Source organism: Peribacillus sp. SRI_006, from assembly GCF_057586375.1.
On record NZ_JBYCZT010000003.1, the window covers coordinates 108,921 to 124,954 of the forward strand.

Here is a 16,034-nt window from a genome sequence, read left to right on the forward strand (position 1 = left end):
TGCATAAGATTTTTTTTGCTTTATAATTAGTACCAGGTGTTAATATCAAGTTATAAAATGATGCAATTCATACACACGAGGTGGCTATTCTATGTTCAAATCCAAAGCACGTATTACTGCGATAGGTTCGTATGTTCCTGAAAAAAGGTTAACAAATAAAGACTTAGAAAAAATGGTTGAAACCAATGATGAATGGATTGTTAAACGTACCGGTATTAAAGAACGAAGAATTGCACATGAAGAGGAGTTTACTAGTGATATAGGTTATAAAGCTGTAAAGGATTTAATGGAACGGTATGATAAATCTGTCGAAGATGTTGATATGATCATTGTCTGTACCTTTACTCCTGATTTCAACACTCCAAGTGTAGCATCTTTAGTCCAAGCAAAGCTAGGCATTAAGAATACTGGAGCTATTGATTTAAACGCTGCCTGTGCAGGATTTACTTATGGGCTCCATGTAGCTAACGGATTAGTAACATCGGGATTAAATAAGAAAATCCTAGTTATTGGAGCGGATACTTTATCAAAACTTATGGACTATGAAGATCGAGCCACTTGTATTTTATTTGGAGATGGCGGAGGAGCAGTTCTTGTAGAATATGATGAAAAACAGCCAAGTTTTCTTTCTTCACATTTATATTCGGAGGGTGAAGGCGGAAAACATTTATATAGTACAAACCTGTCGACACGCATAAATGGTGAAGACTTAAATGATAGCGGCAACCTTGTACAAAACGGACGTGAGGTTTATAAATGGGCTGTCACGACCGTTCCAAAAGGAATGCAAACTGTGATGAAAAATGCAGAATATCAATTGAATGATGTTGATTGGTTCGTACCGCATAGTGCAAATTTAAGAATGATCGAGTCAATATGTGAAAGAAGCGGCTTTCCAATCGAACGAACTTTATATAGCTTAGTGGGGTATGGAAATACTTCTTCAGCAACAATTCCCTTATCGTTGGAAATAGGGATAAAAGAAGGGAAGCTCCGTGGTGGTGAGAAGGTTTTATTATATGGTTTCGGCGGTGGATTAGCTCAAGCTGGATTGCTTATCGATTGGACCCTATAAAGCTATTTTCTACAACTAATAACAGAGTTTGTTCCAGAAGAAGGCCTCTCATCGGGGGCCTTCTTAAAGTATGATTCTTTGCAGAATTATATATTCAAGGTAAGGTAAAAACTATCTTTAAAACGATGCAGGAACATTACCTTCATTTGAACTGCAAATAATGAGGAAAAGAAATCTATAAAGAACAGTTTCCGTTATGTTTTTTACTCACGGAATTATCCTGAAGAATTGGGAATTGCAAAAGCCACAAAAAATGATTCGTGAAATTAGAAAGCGATCTTACAAGGCTTTTCCCTGCCACTTTCGTGTTAACTGGCTGCTATTTTTTAAAATTTTTTCTTTCTGCAGCAGTTCCATAAAGTTAAACGGATACCCTTGATATATCAAGGTTTTCCTCGGTGTCACTCATAGGTTGCATAGTATTGCGCTTATTACTATCTTTACTTTGCACGATTCATCTCACAATACTAGGAGTAGGAAAGGCGATGAACTCATTATGATTTTTAGCGAACGTTTAAAAAAAGAACGGGAAAAAAGAAATTGGTCACAAAATGATCTTGCAGAGAAGATTCATGTGAGTCGCCAATCTGTGTCCAAATGGGAAACGGGAAAAAATTATCCAAGTATTGAAGTACTCATTAATCTAAGTGATTTATTTCAGATTACGGTAGATGAATTATTAAGGAGTGACGAGGAATTGAAAGAAAAAATAATACGGGAAAGTAAGCAGTTAGCATTTCCAAATTGGAAAATGTTTTTTGATATCTTGTTACTAATAGGAGCATTTTTGTTAGTGTCTAAATTAATTATTTTTGGTCTTAACAAATTTGCCGGCACGGATATTACCATTTTAAAGAGCATGCCAGTTTTAGCGAGTTTTTTACCATTTGCTTTGATGGTTATTGGCGGTATCGGTTCGGATTATTTGAAGGATAAATATGTAGATTAAAAATACTTTCTTCTAAAAATGCATAGTGATTCACAAGGGAATGAAAACCTTTTGGAAAACTGATCATAAAAGAACAGAACCTTTGAATTTCAGGTTCTGTTCTATTTTTTATTTGAACTTTTGCACTTCTTCATTTCCCTCGAATTTGTTATCTTTCAATATGCCAATTTCTTCAATATGATTTCGTGCCGTTTCATCCCCTAATTTATAAATGAGGGCATAAAGCCTTTTCATGGCTGCATCGTATTTATCATTTGCCCGGTCATGATGATAGAGAAGGTAGGGCACATGTGATCGGGCATATGCCTCCAGGTCATCTTTTCGGTGTTCCTCCAAGCATTGTTTCAATTCTGCAAGTTCCTCATCAGTTGCGTGCACCGTGAAACTCGGATTCTCTTCAAGTTTTTGTCCGAGTACGTCACCGCTGACCAAATCGACATGGTAGGTATGTTTTTCCTGTATCATTCTGCACATCACCCTTTCCGGCATTTATCTATTCTGTACCACTATTTGTAAAAAGTTAATCATGAAAGTAAACATTTCCTTAATGAAAAAGATAGGAAATAAAGGTATCGGACTCCTTATCAAATGGTTTAAGATGGATTTACAGAATAATATGGTAAATGGAGTGGTGATATAGTGAAGAGGTCAATCATGGTTGTTTTTTTTGTGTTGATTGCTTCCGGCTGCGTAACAAGGAATTATGATTCCAATATGGATTTAGGGAAAAGTCAGTTGAATGAGGAAAATTATTTAGAAGCCCACGAGGCATTTGAATTAGCTTATAAAGAAGCAAAAACACCTAAATCAAGGGAGTTAATGGATCTTTCAGGTTTACTGGCGAGTGGAATGAAGAAATACGACGAACAGAATTTTGAATCGGCCAAAAAAGATTTTGAAGAAGCAACCGCATATAAAGCAAAATACCGGGAAGGTAAACAAATGGTTTCAAAGGCGGCGGAAATGCACCCGGTATCAGACTCCGCCACGATAGAAGCAGTAGTGGGAAATGATGAAGTGAAATCCACGGAGGAAACAACCGAGGAAGAATCCAAAGCAGAAGATGAGGCGGCAACGGATACAAAAGGCAAAGAAGGAAGCAAGGATTCGGATCGTTCATTAAGTAAATCTCAGGCAGAGAAGCTTGTGAGGGATTACGTGGATATGGAAAACTTTTCGCAATTGCAAATCGAATATGATCATGATGCCGAAAAGGGAGATTATATTTTTCATGTTTTCGAGGTAGATGAACCTAGTCAGAAAAGCGGACACAAAACCACTTGGGGCTGGTATGGTGTGAATAAGGAGACCAAAGAAGTTTATGAAGTCATGTAAGGATAAATGAATGGTCGAATGGGGGGCCCCTGTTGTGGCCTTTTTATTTTGTTGTACGGCAACATACAGGATTCGATAAAATTTTATGATTTTTGTTAAAGGATAGCCGAATTCTTTATTTTCTTAAGGATTTTTTAATAATTCCTGTTTATGATTGAGGCAAGTAAAGGACAATCATAGGAGGGATAAAGATGGAGAATTATAATGGTGAGGAGCAAGTCAGAATCAAGGCAGAACGGAAAAAGGGTAAGTCTCTCTGGATAACTAGCCTTGTTTCCGGAACGGTTGCTTCTATGGTTACATCATCTGTATTTCTATTTGGCGGAGACTTTATAGATCAAGGGAAAAGTTCAGTGAATGAGTCAACCGAAACGGCAGGTGTACAGCAAACGGACAGTGTTGAAAAGGATAAAAATGTCACGGCGGAAAAGTTATCGACAAGTACGGATTCAAATGATAGGGCAGAGATGGTCGAATCAGCATCCAAATCGATTGTAGGGGTCGTGAATTTACAGGAGATGCAAAGCCAGAACCCGTACCAGCGGCAAAGCACGGAGAGCGAAACGGTTGAGAGCGGAACTGGCTCAGGGGTCATTTATAAAAAAGCTGATGGGAAGGCCTATATCATCACGAACAATCATGTTATTGAAGGAGCTAAGGAAGTCGAAATTTCATTGTATGACGGACAAAAGGCAACGGCAACTGTTGTCGGGGCCGATGCTTTGACGGATTTAGCCGTTTTGACAATTGATGCCTCGAAAGCACCAGAGGGAATTAAATTCGGGAATTCTGATAGCATGCGTCCAGGTGAAGAGGTATTGGCAATTGGCAACCCACTTGGACTTGATTTTTCAAGATCGGTTACACAAGGAATCGTCAGTGCCAACGGACGCACCATTTCAGTCGATACCGCGGACGGGGAGTGGGCACTTGATGTCCTTCAAACCGATGCAGCAATCAACCCTGGCAATAGCGGCGGTGCATTGATCAACACCGCTGGGGAAGTGATCGGCATAAACAGTCTGAAGATTTCTGAAAACGGTGTGGAAGGCTTAGGGTTTGCCATACCAAGTAATGATGTGATTCCGATTGTTACGGAACTGATTGAAAATGGAAAAATCACACGTCCATATTTAGGAGTCAGCTTGGCCAGTATGGAAGAACTGCCGCAATATTACATTCAAAATGTTCCTGAAGCCGTAAAGTCCGGTGTAATGGTGACGAGTATAGAAGCGGGATCGGCTGCGGCGAATGGAGGGCTAAAGCAACAGGATATCATTGTTGAGATTGATGGAACGAAGATAAATACTTCCGCAGCATTAAGGAAATACTTATATACAAATAAGAAAATCGGCGATAAAGTAAAAATTAAAGTATACCGAGGTACTGAAGAGAAAACGGTAACGATAACCTTGCAAAAACCATAGAAAGAGGTAAGGCCCCTGATCATTCATCAGGGGCCTTTTATTTAGAAGTTTTTAATAGTAAACACAAGGTTAATATCGGAAAAATAGATAGTGTATTTGCACTGTTTTTTAGATTCTTCATATAGTCTTTAATACCTAAAAGCTAATAGTAGCGTGTTCTACTTGTCAAGGTTTCCATTGTGAATATGTTAAAATATAGAAAAGATTTGACAAATTTGTGAAATGTCATAAAATAGAAAGAAAGGGGATGAAATTATGGAAGCTAATCAGAAGATTTTAGATGCAGTGAAATGGGTATCGGGCACAGGTTGTGTAATCGGAATTATTATTTTTGCTTTAAGTTTCATTGTAAGCGATTACAATAAAGATTATATATTTACCTCCGTTGGAATCGCCATCACACTAAGCGCAGCTGCAATTTTTCTAGTTGGTATATTTTTTGTCCTGACAGAAGAAATGGTAATGAAAACACATAAAGGTGAAAGAATTGTACCGGAAACGACTAAAATCATAAAAATGAAGTCAAAGGCTAACACTCAAACAAAAAGAAGTACAGAATTCAGTAACTAAAACGAGGAATATAGCATAATGAGCATTCTATCATCAGATTTACTAACATGGATGAACGCCTGTCTAAAGAATTTGAGTCAAAGTGATCCGAATGATTGAATGCGCTTTCATTATGTGGAGGACTTGGATTAATTATCAGTTGGCTACTTTTTAATTCAATACAATATACTGCGCTCGTTATGTATCAAAAATATGACCAACCCTTTCATTTAATGGAATACACACGATGTGCTCGGATATCCAAACCGAACTGCCCGAACGCAGGAAGTTCTAACTTTAAACTATATCCACGAGAAAAGGACATTTTTTAAAAGTCCTTTTTTTGTGGTTTTTTTTGCACTTTTACTTGAAGTTTCATTCAATGAGGTGGGTTACAAAGGCGGAGTTTATTGAACAACCAAATGTCCTTTTCTGTAATTCAGACCTGTCCTGCTTACCGATAAACATCACTAGTTGCAACAAGTTTGGCCGACCCCTGAATTATTTCACTTATGACTACTGGTAAACGGCTAGTTAGGAATACTGAAAGGGCAATAAGTATTGCAAGGAGAAAGAGCCCAATTTACCCACTCGTTGTTTCCTTATATACATATAATATTGACCAGTGTTGGATCAATAGAGTTTGGAAGCATGGATTCAACATCATATCCAATGCGGCTACCATTTACCAACTTCCCTGTCCGAGTGTGAAAAATCCGTTTTAAATCATGTTTTCCAACGATAAATACCTACTTGACAGGATAGGTAATATCATTCATATTCTTGAGGGAGGTTGAGGCAATAAACACGGAGAATATAATGTGAAATTTTCATTTCATTATATTAGAGTAATAATAAATGGATAGTGGACCGGTAATATATGCAATCCTGTAATGATAAGTGAATTCCATAGGTATGTTATTAAACAATTATTATATTTCATTTGCTGAAGATTTTCGAACATTTCCGTTCATTTACCATCTTCTTACTGCTCTTTATTGAACTTTATGTGACAGATGTCACTTTGTATTGTCTTTTTTTAGACTTGGGATTAATATTGGTATGTCGGGGTTTGTGAACATGGTAACACTTTGTCCGAATAATTACCAATTGGAATTTTATTATGTAAGAAAGGGGTAGTACTATGAAAATAAAATGGGCTCTATTAACTATACTTTTTACTATTGCCACTGTGCTAACCGGTTGCGATAACCCATTAATGGTCTTGGACCCTAAAGGGCCAGTAGCTGCAACACAAGCAGATGTTATTATGATTTCGATATGGACAATGGCCTTTGTCGTCCTTGTCGTTATGGTACTGTATATCTTCATGATAATGAAATATCGTGCTTCCAAACAACGTGATGATTATGAACCGCCTCATATTGAAGGAAGTAAGGTTCTTGAAATAATTTGGGTTGCGATCCCAATTATAATCGTCGCTTTCCTATCCGTTGTTACTGTTAAAACAACAAATGAAGTTGAGGCAACACCTAAAGGATACGGAGATCAAGAACCTTTAGTTATTTACGCTTCATCTTCCAACTGGAAGTGGCATTTTAGTTATCCGGAAGAAGATATCGAAACGGTCAACTATCTGTTTATACCGACTAACCGACCAATCGAATTTAAACTTTACTCATTCGGTCCAATCTCAAGTTTCTGGATTCCGCAACTTGGAGGACAAAAATACGCGATGTCGGACATGGTTAATACGTTGCACTTAGCAGCTGATGTACCAGGTGAGTATATGGGTCGAAATTCAAACTTCAGTGGTTCAGGTTTTGCTCAGCAAACGTTCAACGTTAATGCATTGTCAGCAAAAGATTACGATAAGTGGGTAGATGAAATTAAAGCTACTGCTAAACCGATTACTGAGGAAAAATTCAATGAATTATTAAAACCTGGTCATGTGGGACAATCCACATACACTGGAACTCACTTAGAGTTTTCACCAGCTCCTGAAGGGGAAAATGCTGGTCATGACCACGGATCTTCTGATACTGAAGAACATGATTCCAAGGATTCACACGAGGAACATTCAGAACACAGCAACATGAATCACTAAGAATTAATTTCGTTCGATAAAACAACTAGGTTTACAAGATAAGGAATATTTTCCTGAAAGGAGTCACAAAAGTATGGATTACTTTGATCGATTTGCCGTACCTCATCCAAGTCCTGCGATTTATGCATCCATGGTTGCCATTGGTTTAACCATGATTGCGGTTGTTGCCGGAATTACCTATTTTAAAAAATGGGGTTACTTATGGCGTGAATGGTTAACAACGGTTGACCATAAACGTATTGGTATCATGTACATCTTGGCAGCACTGCTTATGCTTTTCCGCGGTGGCGTCGATGCTCTTATGATGCGTGCTCAAACGGCTATTCCAGATAACGGTCTTTTGGATGGACAGCATTATAATGAGGTATTTACAACACACGGGGTCGTCATGATCCTGTTCATGGCTATGCCATTTATCATTGGGTTAATGAACATTGTTACACCATTACAAATTGGAGCGCGTGACGTAGCATTCCCACGTCTGAACGCAGTAAGCTTCTGGTTATTCTTCATGGGGGCAATGCTGTTTAACATCTCTTTCGTAGTCGGTGGTTCTCCTGATGCAGGTTGGACATCTTACTTCCCGCTGGCAAGTAACGATTTCAGTGAATCAGTCGGTTCGAACTATTACGCGATTTCACTTCAAATCGCAGGTATTGGTACATTAATGACTGGTATCAACTTTATCGTAACCATCTTGAAAATGAGAGCACCTGGCCTGAACTTAATGAAAATGCCAATGTTCACATGGTCTATCTTGATTACAAACTTTATTATCGTTTTCGCTTTCCCTGTATTGACAGTGGCACTTGCGTTGATGACAATGGATCGTCTATTCGGAACTCAATTCTTTACGATGGCCAATGGCGGTAGCGATATGCTTTGGGCAAACTTGTTCTGGGTTTGGGGACATCCTGAAGTTTATATAGTTATTCTTCCAGCTTTCGGTATTTACAGTGAAATCATTTCGACATTTGCACGTCGTAACCTGTACGGGTATAATTCGATGGTTATCTCCATGGTAGCTATTTCTACACTATCTTTCATTGTATGGGCTCACCATTTCTATACAATGGGCCACGGTGCAATGGTTAACGGAATTTTCTCGATTACCACGATGGCAATTGCCGTGCCGACTGGTGTTAAGATCTTCAACTGGTTGTTCACACTTTGGAAAGGTAAAATCGTGTTTACCGTTCCAATGCTATACTCTTTAGCTTTCATTCCGATTTTCACGCTCGGTGGGGTAACAGGGGTTATGCTTGCCATGGCAAGTGCTGACTACCAATACCATAATACAATGTTCCTAGTAGCTCACTTCCATTACGTTTTAATCCCTGGTACTGTATTTGCCGTACTTGCCGGTTTCACGTACTGGTGGCCAAAAATGTTCGGTTTCATGTTGAGCGAAAAAATTGGAAAATGGTCGTTCTGGTTCATTATAGTCGGCTTTAATGTAACATTCTTCCCGATGTTCATCACTGGTTTAGATGGGCAGGCACGTCGTATGTATACGTACTCTGAATCAACAGGATATGGTCCATTGAATATGCTCTCTTTCGTTGGAGCGATTGGTTTAGCAATAGGTTTTGCACTTATTGTGTACAATATCTATTGGAGTACTCGTTATGCATCAAGAAATATCTCAAACGATCCATGGGATGCACGTTCTCTAGAGTGGGCTACACATACACCAATCCCTGAATATAACTTTGCAATTGTGCCAACAGTTGCTTCTACAGAAGCATTCTGGGATGCAAAGAAAAAAGGCTTTAAATTATTTGGCGGTAAAGTAGAAAAGATTCATATGCCAAATAACAGTGGCGTGCCGTTTATCATGAGCTGTATCTTCTTCGTTTGGGGCTTTGCATTGGTATTCAGCATGTGGATCATTGCAATCATTGCAACGATCGGTATCTTTGCTTGTATGATTCACCGTTCATTCGAAAAAGATCACGGACGTTATATCTCTGTTGAAGAGATCGAAGAAACTGAAAATAAATTGCGAGGTGCTAAGTAATGAAAATAGATAACTCGCTGCCACTTGAATATAGCACGGAAGAAAATCGCTTAAAGATTTTTGGATTCTGGATTTTCCTGGGAGCAGAAATAGCTCTTTTCGCTACACTGTTCGCCACTTATTTTGTCTTAGTTGGTGGTACTGGAAATGGTCCAACAGGGGAACATCTTTTTAAAGTCCCAACACTAATGTTTCAAACAATCTTTCTTTTAACTAGTAGTTTTACCATAGGTCTTGGAATCAATGCGATGAGACTTGGCAGGCAGAAAGCGACGATCGGTTTCTTCATTATCACCCTTATTCTTGGTTTAGGCTTTTTAGGAGTCGAAATTTATGAATTCGTGGAGTATGTACATGAAGGAGCAACGATTCAAACAAGTGCTTTCTTATCTAGTTTGTTCACACTACTAGGTACGCATGGAGCTCACGTTACACTTGGTTTATTCTGGGGAACCTTCATCACCATGCAGATTAAAAAACGCGGTATGACTCCACAGACAACAAACAAGGCTTTCATCTTTTCACTTTACTGGCATTTCTTGGACGTTGTCTGGATTTTCATCTTCAGTTTCGTCTACCTGAAAGGAATGATGTAATATGAAAGAATTATTCCCACGGGGCCAAGTTATGGGATTTGCTTTTTCGCTAGTTCTGACTTTGGTCGCATTATCAGTTATTATGTTTGATCTCTCACTTAAAATGGCTATGATCATCCTACTTGTTACAGCTTTCATGCAAGCAGCACTTCAATTTGTTATGTTCATGCATGCAGGAGAGTCTGAAGATAAAGCATCGATTTACACAAACGTTTATTACGGATTGTTCGTTGCATTGGTTACAATTTTCGGTACAATGCTAACAATGATTTGGGGATACCAATAATCGATTCTGGAAAAGCTGGGCGTCTTGATGACGTCCAGTTTTTTTGTATGTTAATTCTTATACCGGCCTATCCATTTCATTCATGGAAGTTTGGTTAACAAGGATGTGGCTATCCATTTGTTTAGTATAACCATTTCACAACATTATATTTATAAATGGGGATTTTCACTTTTGAAGCATTCCCGTGTGTTTAAGTGCAATGTGTTACTGGGGTAAAACGTTAATAGAACGGACACATCAACTAAGAAAACGATCAGCCACTTTTTATATAAAAAGTTATATAAGAATTAATTAATTAATAAATGTAGCGGAGATAATAGTGGGACTCCATTGGTCATTGATACTAGAAGAGGCAAAAAGGATGTTAGGTTATTTGTATATATTTACAGCGACCGCGTGGATGTAGTTAAACGGTACAAGAAGAAGCTCATTTCTTATAGTCTGTTTTCCGATAGCCTCCAAGAACGTTCCATGCCATTAATAAGAAATTTAGTTTAATAGAACATTAAAAAGACGGTCCTTAAAAGACCGTCTTTGAGTTTGTAAACAAAAGGGTTAAAACATAGTTGATTGGAACGGGTGTGCGAGACTCCTGCGGGAAAAGTGAGTCCAAGGGAGACAACGCGCGGGCGCAAAGGCACCGGGGAGACTCCCGGACCGCCCGCGGAAAGCGAGTGCCTGGAGTGGAAATTAACGGTTAAATTGTCTACAGCTGAGACGGGCCTTAAAAATACCTTCTTTTTTATAAGGCTTTTTATATAATTCCATTTCAAAGATATTTTTTCATTATAAAAATTCTGGTACACAAACTGGCATCTTGATTTTAGTGCCTTTTGAAAAAAACAATTAAAAGTGTTATTAAGTAGGAGGGGATTGCAAGAGGGTCGTTAATCGTGCATATGAAAAGTATTTGGGATAGTATTTAAGGGAATAAAAAAGCAGGTATCTATTGCGATGCCTGCTTTTTTATGCTTTCCATTGTTTTTCAACTTGATGAAGGGCTTGTTGTAAAATTACTTCATGATCAGTACCCGGTTTAGCAAGGACGTTAGTTTGATAAGATTTTCCTTGGAAATCAACTGTTACTGTAACTTTTACCATTATGCATCTTTCCTTTCCTAATTCAGAATTAAATGAGGTGGTTGTACCTATTTCTTTTATACCCGTAGCAGAAGGATAATCAAACATTTCAAAAGCTAAAATCGTGAGAGTTAATATTCAAAATTATCTGATATTTTAAGTGAAGTGTCAACACTTTTTTTTTTGACATGCCCCATTTTCAGGTTTTTTAAAAAACGACCTGGCTTGTATACATGACAGCCAGGTTGTTTTTTTAAAAGGAACTATATTCATATTTTAGTTAAAATAATACCGATTAATGCTGCAAGGACACCAGCAATTTGATAGTTTTTTAGTCTTTCCTTGAATATATAACATCCAGCGAATACGACAACCAAACAGTTCAGGCTGACGACAGGGAAAATGATGCTTGCGATGCCAGTGTTCAACGCAAAGAAATAACATCCATAGCCTATCATGCTTAAAAAGCCTACTAAGGAACCGATTTTGACTTCCTTTAGCTTGATTTTTTCTTTTTTAAAGGCTAGAGCCGAAAGAAGATAAAGCATTCCGCCTCCATACATTGATACAAGGATATCAAGGGAGTTTAATTGAAGACGTGTTGATGTCGTCATAAGAATGCCGAGCACACCAAAAGATAAGATGGAGAGTAATGTGTGCATCATCCATGGGACATATTGATGATTACCTTTTGCATTAGGTGTATATTGGATGACTAATGTAGCGATAAACATGCAGGCGATTCCACTCCACTGCAAGGAAGAAATATGTTCGTGAAAAATTAAAGCTGCACAGAGAATGGGGAATATGGCATTCGCTGCGATTAATGGAGATGTCAAGCTTGCCGGACCTTTTTCAAAGGCGCTTGCCATCTGGATGTTACCATTGGCGTTCAGTACACCAATTGCTGCACCAAGCATGATGGACAGCCAGTTCAGCTGCAAACCATCCATTAATACTCCATAAACAATGGACAAAATAAAAGCTGAAAAATAAAAGAAAAATTGGATATGTATCTTGGAATACCCTTTTCCGCTGCTCCATTTAAAAATGCTGTTATTGATTCCGAAACATAAACTCGTGATGAGTGCTGCAAAAATCCACATTGACTTAATCTCTTCCTTCATGTAGGATAAACTTCTTCTACATTTTAAGCTGAATGCCCTTAGGAATCAAACCAAATTTAAAATGTATGATTGACAGATTAGATATTTTTTTCTATATTTACTATGACAATTTTAAAATATTTCCCGATAAACGGGAGAGGTTCATAGCATCACCCTCTTAAAAAAACTATGGCTTTGATATTTTTCGCGAATCAACCATATCTTTGAGGAGATATGGTTTTTGTTATATAGAGGCCCATTTTATGAATCTCCCTGAAATGTGGGATTAGGAGGACTTTTCATGTCTGGAAGAAAAGAAGAAGAATTAAAAAAAGATATCACACTGCTTGGGAATCAAGGAACAAAATATACATTCGACTATGCTCCTGAAATCCTTGAGTCATTCGATAACAAGCATCCGAACCGGGACTATTTCGTCAAATTCAATTGCCCGGAATTCACTAGTTTATGTCCAATCACGGGCCAGCCGGACTTTGCTACCATTTACATCAGCTATATTCCCAGTGTGAAAATGGTGGAAAGTAAGTCTTTGAAACTCTACTTATTCAGCTTCCGTAATCATGGTGATTTCCATGAAGACTGCATGAACATCATCATGAATGATTTAATCGAATTGATGGACCCTAAATATATTGAAGTATGGGGCAAGTTTACACCAAGAGGCGGAATTTCCATCGACCCTTACACGAATTATGGGAAACCAGGTACGAAGTATGAGGAAATGGCGAATTACCGCTTGATGAATCATGACTTATACCCGGAAACCGTGGATAATCGCTAAAGAATAGGAGGGACAATGGGCATATGCCCGTTGTCTTTTTTTAGTTTATAGCTAATTTCGATCAGTGGTTCTGTCATTCTGTCCTTTTTAAAAGTACAAATGTCCTCCTATAATGGAATTTCCACTTGATTGTTTCGAGAAAAAGCGTAATAATAGGGAGAGTTAATTTTGACAGAATATTTACGAAAATAGGGGATGTCGAGATGAAAGTTGCAAAGTTTGGTGGAAGTTCACTTGCGTCAGGTGATCAGTTGAGGAAGGTATTCGAAATTGTTGTTTCTGATCCAGAGAGGAAGATTGTGGTCGTTTCCGCTCCAGGAAAACGCAATTCTGATGATATAAAGGTGACGGATTTATTGATTGAAGCTGCGGAACAGCAGCTGCGCGGGGATAACGGAGAGCATTTGATAGAAGATGTTGTATCCCGCTATGCGAGCATTGCTGAAGAGTTGGATATATCCGAGAGTGTCATCACAGGGATTCATGAAAATTTAATGGCGCTGCTGCATGCAAATCAAACTAACCCAAAGCGCTATCTGGATGCCTTGAAGGCAGGTGGCGAGGATAATAATGCGAAGCTGGTCGCAGGTTATTTCCAAAGCCTTGGAGTGGAGGCACAGTATATCAATCCGAAGAAGGCAGGCTTGATCGTAACGGATGAAGGTGGATTTACCAGGGTGCTGCCAGAGTCTTATGATCGGTTATATGCTCTGCGTGATGAGCCGGGAATCGTTGTATTCCCAGGATTCTTCGGATATACGTTAGATGGTGATGTGTTAACCTTCTCAAGAAGCGGTTCCGATATTACGGGTTCGATTCTTGCTAATGGGGTCAAAGCTGATTTGTATGAGAACTTTACGGACGTGGATGCCGTTTATGCGGTGAATCCAAATGTGGTTTCCAATCCGAAGGGAATCCGGGAACTAACCTATCGTGAGATGCGTGAGCTTTCTTATGCAGGTTTCTCGGTATTTCATGATGAGGCGCTGATTCCTGCATTCCGGGCGGGAATACCTGTCCATATCCAAAATACGAACAATCCGGCGGCACAAGGGACCCGCATTGTGAATACACGGGATAATACGAACGGGCCTGTTATTGGGATTGCAAGTGATAAAGGATTTTGCAGTATTTACATTAGCAAATATTTGATGAACCGGGAAGTTGGTTTTGGCCGGAAACTGCTGCACATCCTCGAGGATTATGGAGTTTCATATGAGCATATTCCATCAGGCATCGATGATGTGACGCTTATTCTAAGGCAGGACCAGATGAAAGGGGATGCCGAAAAGAAAATCATTTCCCGAATCAAGAAAGAGCTTCATGCCGATGAAGTGAATGTGGAACATGATCTTGCCTTGATCATGGTTGTAGGGGAAGGAATGCGCCATAATGTCGGTACAACGGCAAGAGCGTCAAAAGCCTTGGCTGAAGCAAAGGTGAATATTGAGATGATCAATCAAGGCTCTTCGGAGGTAAGCATGATGTTCGGTGTGAAAGGGCACAACGAAGAGACGGCAATTCAGGCATTATATCACGAGTTCTTTTGAGTATGAGCGTTTAGGGACCTCCTTTTAGAAGGGGGTTTTTTGTGATTGATCTTTTAATCACTATACATACGCTGGATTTTTTTCATCTGGTTCTTTATGGTAGTGGCGATGACCGTGGGGATAATCATTCCAAGCTAACAGACGCGCTGTAGGGTTCACAGCGTCTGTTTTCAGGTGGCTAAAGCAATTGGAGGAGAACGGAGTTGACGCTCTTGAAACGGATAAAAAGGGACGTCCAACCCCATACATATCTTACACCAAATTATAAATGAAATAGATGTCAATGGCACATCAAGCTTACGAGCTAAATGATTCACTGGCACCAATTGATTTAAGTAATTACTTCAAGTTGATCTTGCTGAATAGAATCATGTTTAAAAAGCATCCTTATCAGCTGGTTAAATACCTCTATATAATACAAAAAAATGTAGGAATAAGTTCTATCTATATGTGATTGGAGTGTAAGGCACGAGACTCCTGCGGGAAAAACGAGTGCCTGGAGCGGAAATCAACATTCAAATTGTAAAAAGCCATAAAAAAACTGTAGAAAACCCGGTTTTCATCGAGTTTGTCTACAGTCTGAGCCTCCAACTCGAAGATTGGAGGCATTCCTTTTATGTTAGTCCATGACGGTCAGGAGTTGATCGATCGCGTTCCTTGGACGAGGGGCAGGAATCATATCGGGATAGCCAACGTGAAGGCTGCCGACAATCTTCTCGCCTGGTTTCACGCCCAAAGCTTCACGAAACTCCATGCTGTGTATCATGCCGTATGTTTCCCATATCATCCCGATTCCCTGTTCCCAGGCAAGCAGGCTGAAATTCTGGATCAAGGCACTTGTAGCCGCATAATCTTCTTCACGTGTCATGGGATTCGGGTTCTCTTCCATGATCACTGCGACAAACATCGGTACACCTATGAGTTTATTATATCCTCGCTGTCCGGCTGCTTTTTTCTTTTCAGGGTCCTTCTCTTTGCCTTCCATGAATGCACGTGTTGCTTCTGCGAGTTTTAAACGGCTATCACCATGCACCACGACGAAGCGCCATGGCTGGGTCATTTTATGGTTCGGTGCCCATGTCGAAGTTTCCAATAATGATTGGATGGTATCAATAGGAACAGGGATGTCCTTAAATCGTTTGATGCTGCGCCGTTCTTTAATGATATCTTCTAGTTTCATGATCATCCTGC

Annotated in this window: 15 protein-coding genes, 1 pseudogene and 1 riboswitch; of the genes and pseudogenes, 12 read left to right on the top strand and 4 right to left on the bottom strand. The window is 39.2% G+C overall.

Translation table 11 applies throughout. The features are described 5' to 3' along the window. Positions 1 to 91 precede the first annotated feature (91 nt). Positions 92 to 1,075, top strand: coding sequence for a ketoacyl-ACP synthase III (locus AC2YHV_RS04810; RefSeq protein ID WP_034305901.1), 984 nt, complete (start codon positions 92 to 94; stop codon positions 1,073 to 1,075). 496 nt (positions 1,076 to 1,571) lie between these two features. Then, positions 1,572 to 2,024: a helix-turn-helix domain-containing protein gene (locus AC2YHV_RS04815; protein ID WP_095678679.1), complete on the top strand. Its 453-nt coding sequence runs from the start codon at positions 1,572 to 1,574 to the stop codon at positions 2,022 to 2,024. Positions 2,025 to 2,132: 108 nt separating this feature from the next. On the opposite strand, the gene AC2YHV_RS04820 is transcribed toward AC2YHV_RS04815, so the two are convergent. Beyond that, entirely contained in the window at positions 2,133 to 2,489 is a 357-nt protein-coding gene (locus tag AC2YHV_RS04820; RefSeq protein WP_057278572.1) for a hypothetical protein, read from the bottom strand. Between the two features lie 189 nt (positions 2,490 to 2,678). Between AC2YHV_RS04820 and AC2YHV_RS04825 the strand changes: the two genes are divergently transcribed. The 8 genes and pseudogenes from AC2YHV_RS04825 to AC2YHV_RS04860 all read left to right on the top strand — a co-directional run. Next, positions 2,679 to 3,359, top strand: coding sequence for a hypothetical protein (locus AC2YHV_RS04825; RefSeq protein ID WP_487372721.1), 681 nt, complete (start codon positions 2,679 to 2,681; stop codon positions 3,357 to 3,359). Between the two features lie 191 nt (positions 3,360 to 3,550). Further along, entirely contained in the window at positions 3,551 to 4,786 is a 1,236-nt protein-coding gene (locus AC2YHV_RS04830; RefSeq protein WP_487372722.1) for a S1C family serine protease, read from the top strand. Between the two features lie 255 nt (positions 4,787 to 5,041). After that, on the top strand, positions 5,042 to 5,356 hold the full coding sequence (locus tag AC2YHV_RS04835) for a hypothetical protein (RefSeq protein ID WP_487372723.1): 315 nt from the start codon (positions 5,042 to 5,044) through the stop codon (positions 5,354 to 5,356). Positions 5,357 to 6,479: 1,123 nt separating this feature from the next. Further along, on the top strand, positions 6,480 to 7,403 hold the full coding sequence (gene qoxA, locus AC2YHV_RS04840; RefSeq protein ID WP_034305893.1) for a cytochrome aa3 quinol oxidase subunit II: 924 nt from the start codon (positions 6,480 to 6,482) through the stop codon (positions 7,401 to 7,403). 73 nt (positions 7,404 to 7,476) lie between these two features. Next, complete coding sequence (gene qoxB, locus AC2YHV_RS04845) at positions 7,477 to 9,423, top strand: cytochrome aa3 quinol oxidase subunit I (RefSeq protein ID WP_057278577.1); 1,947 nt, start codon at positions 7,477 to 7,479, stop codon at positions 9,421 to 9,423. Beyond that, positions 9,423 to 10,019: a cytochrome aa3 quinol oxidase subunit III gene (qoxC, locus tag AC2YHV_RS04850; RefSeq protein WP_057278578.1), complete on the top strand. Its 597-nt coding sequence runs from the start codon at positions 9,423 to 9,425 to the stop codon at positions 10,017 to 10,019. Before qoxB ends, qoxC begins: the two co-directional genes overlap by 1 nt. A 1-nt stretch (position 10,020) precedes the next feature. After that, on the top strand, positions 10,021 to 10,305 hold the full coding sequence (gene qoxD / locus AC2YHV_RS04855) for a cytochrome aa3 quinol oxidase subunit IV (RefSeq protein WP_057278579.1): 285 nt from the start codon (positions 10,021 to 10,023) through the stop codon (positions 10,303 to 10,305). A gap of 312 nt (positions 10,306 to 10,617) precedes the next feature. Beyond that, positions 10,618 to 10,803, top strand: a pseudogene (locus AC2YHV_RS04860) (YfmQ family protein); the annotation flags it as partial. A gap of 468 nt (positions 10,804 to 11,271) precedes the next feature. Here AC2YHV_RS04860 and AC2YHV_RS04865 read toward each other — a convergent pair. After that, positions 11,272 to 11,406: a BA3454 family stress response protein gene (locus AC2YHV_RS04865; RefSeq protein ID WP_034305885.1), complete on the bottom strand. Its 135-nt coding sequence runs from the start codon at positions 11,404 to 11,406 to the stop codon at positions 11,272 to 11,274. A gap of 248 nt (positions 11,407 to 11,654) precedes the next feature. Next, positions 11,655 to 12,512: an EamA family transporter gene (locus AC2YHV_RS04870; protein WP_222620073.1), complete on the bottom strand. Its 858-nt coding sequence runs from the start codon at positions 12,510 to 12,512 to the stop codon at positions 11,655 to 11,657. A 130-nt stretch (positions 12,513 to 12,642) separates the two neighbouring features. Continuing rightward, positions 12,643 to 12,688, top strand: a riboswitch (PreQ1 riboswitch). 104 nt (positions 12,689 to 12,792) lie between these two features. Between AC2YHV_RS04870 and queF the strand changes: the two genes are divergently transcribed. Together queF and AC2YHV_RS04880 are read left to right on the top strand one after the other, a co-directional pair. Continuing rightward, positions 12,793 to 13,293, top strand: coding sequence for a preQ(1) synthase (gene queF / locus AC2YHV_RS04875; RefSeq protein WP_034305880.1), 501 nt, complete (start codon positions 12,793 to 12,795; stop codon positions 13,291 to 13,293). 203 nt (positions 13,294 to 13,496) lie between these two features. Then, on the top strand, positions 13,497 to 14,843 hold the full coding sequence (locus tag AC2YHV_RS04880) for an aspartate kinase (RefSeq protein ID WP_430755652.1): 1,347 nt from the start codon (positions 13,497 to 13,499) through the stop codon (positions 14,841 to 14,843). Positions 14,844 to 15,462: 619 nt separating this feature from the next. Here the strand turns inward: AC2YHV_RS04880 and AC2YHV_RS04885 are convergent. After that, complete coding sequence (locus AC2YHV_RS04885; RefSeq protein ID WP_054397999.1) at positions 15,463 to 16,023, bottom strand: nitroreductase family protein; 561 nt, start codon at positions 16,021 to 16,023, stop codon at positions 15,463 to 15,465. Between the last annotated feature and the right edge of the window lie 11 nt (positions 16,024 to 16,034).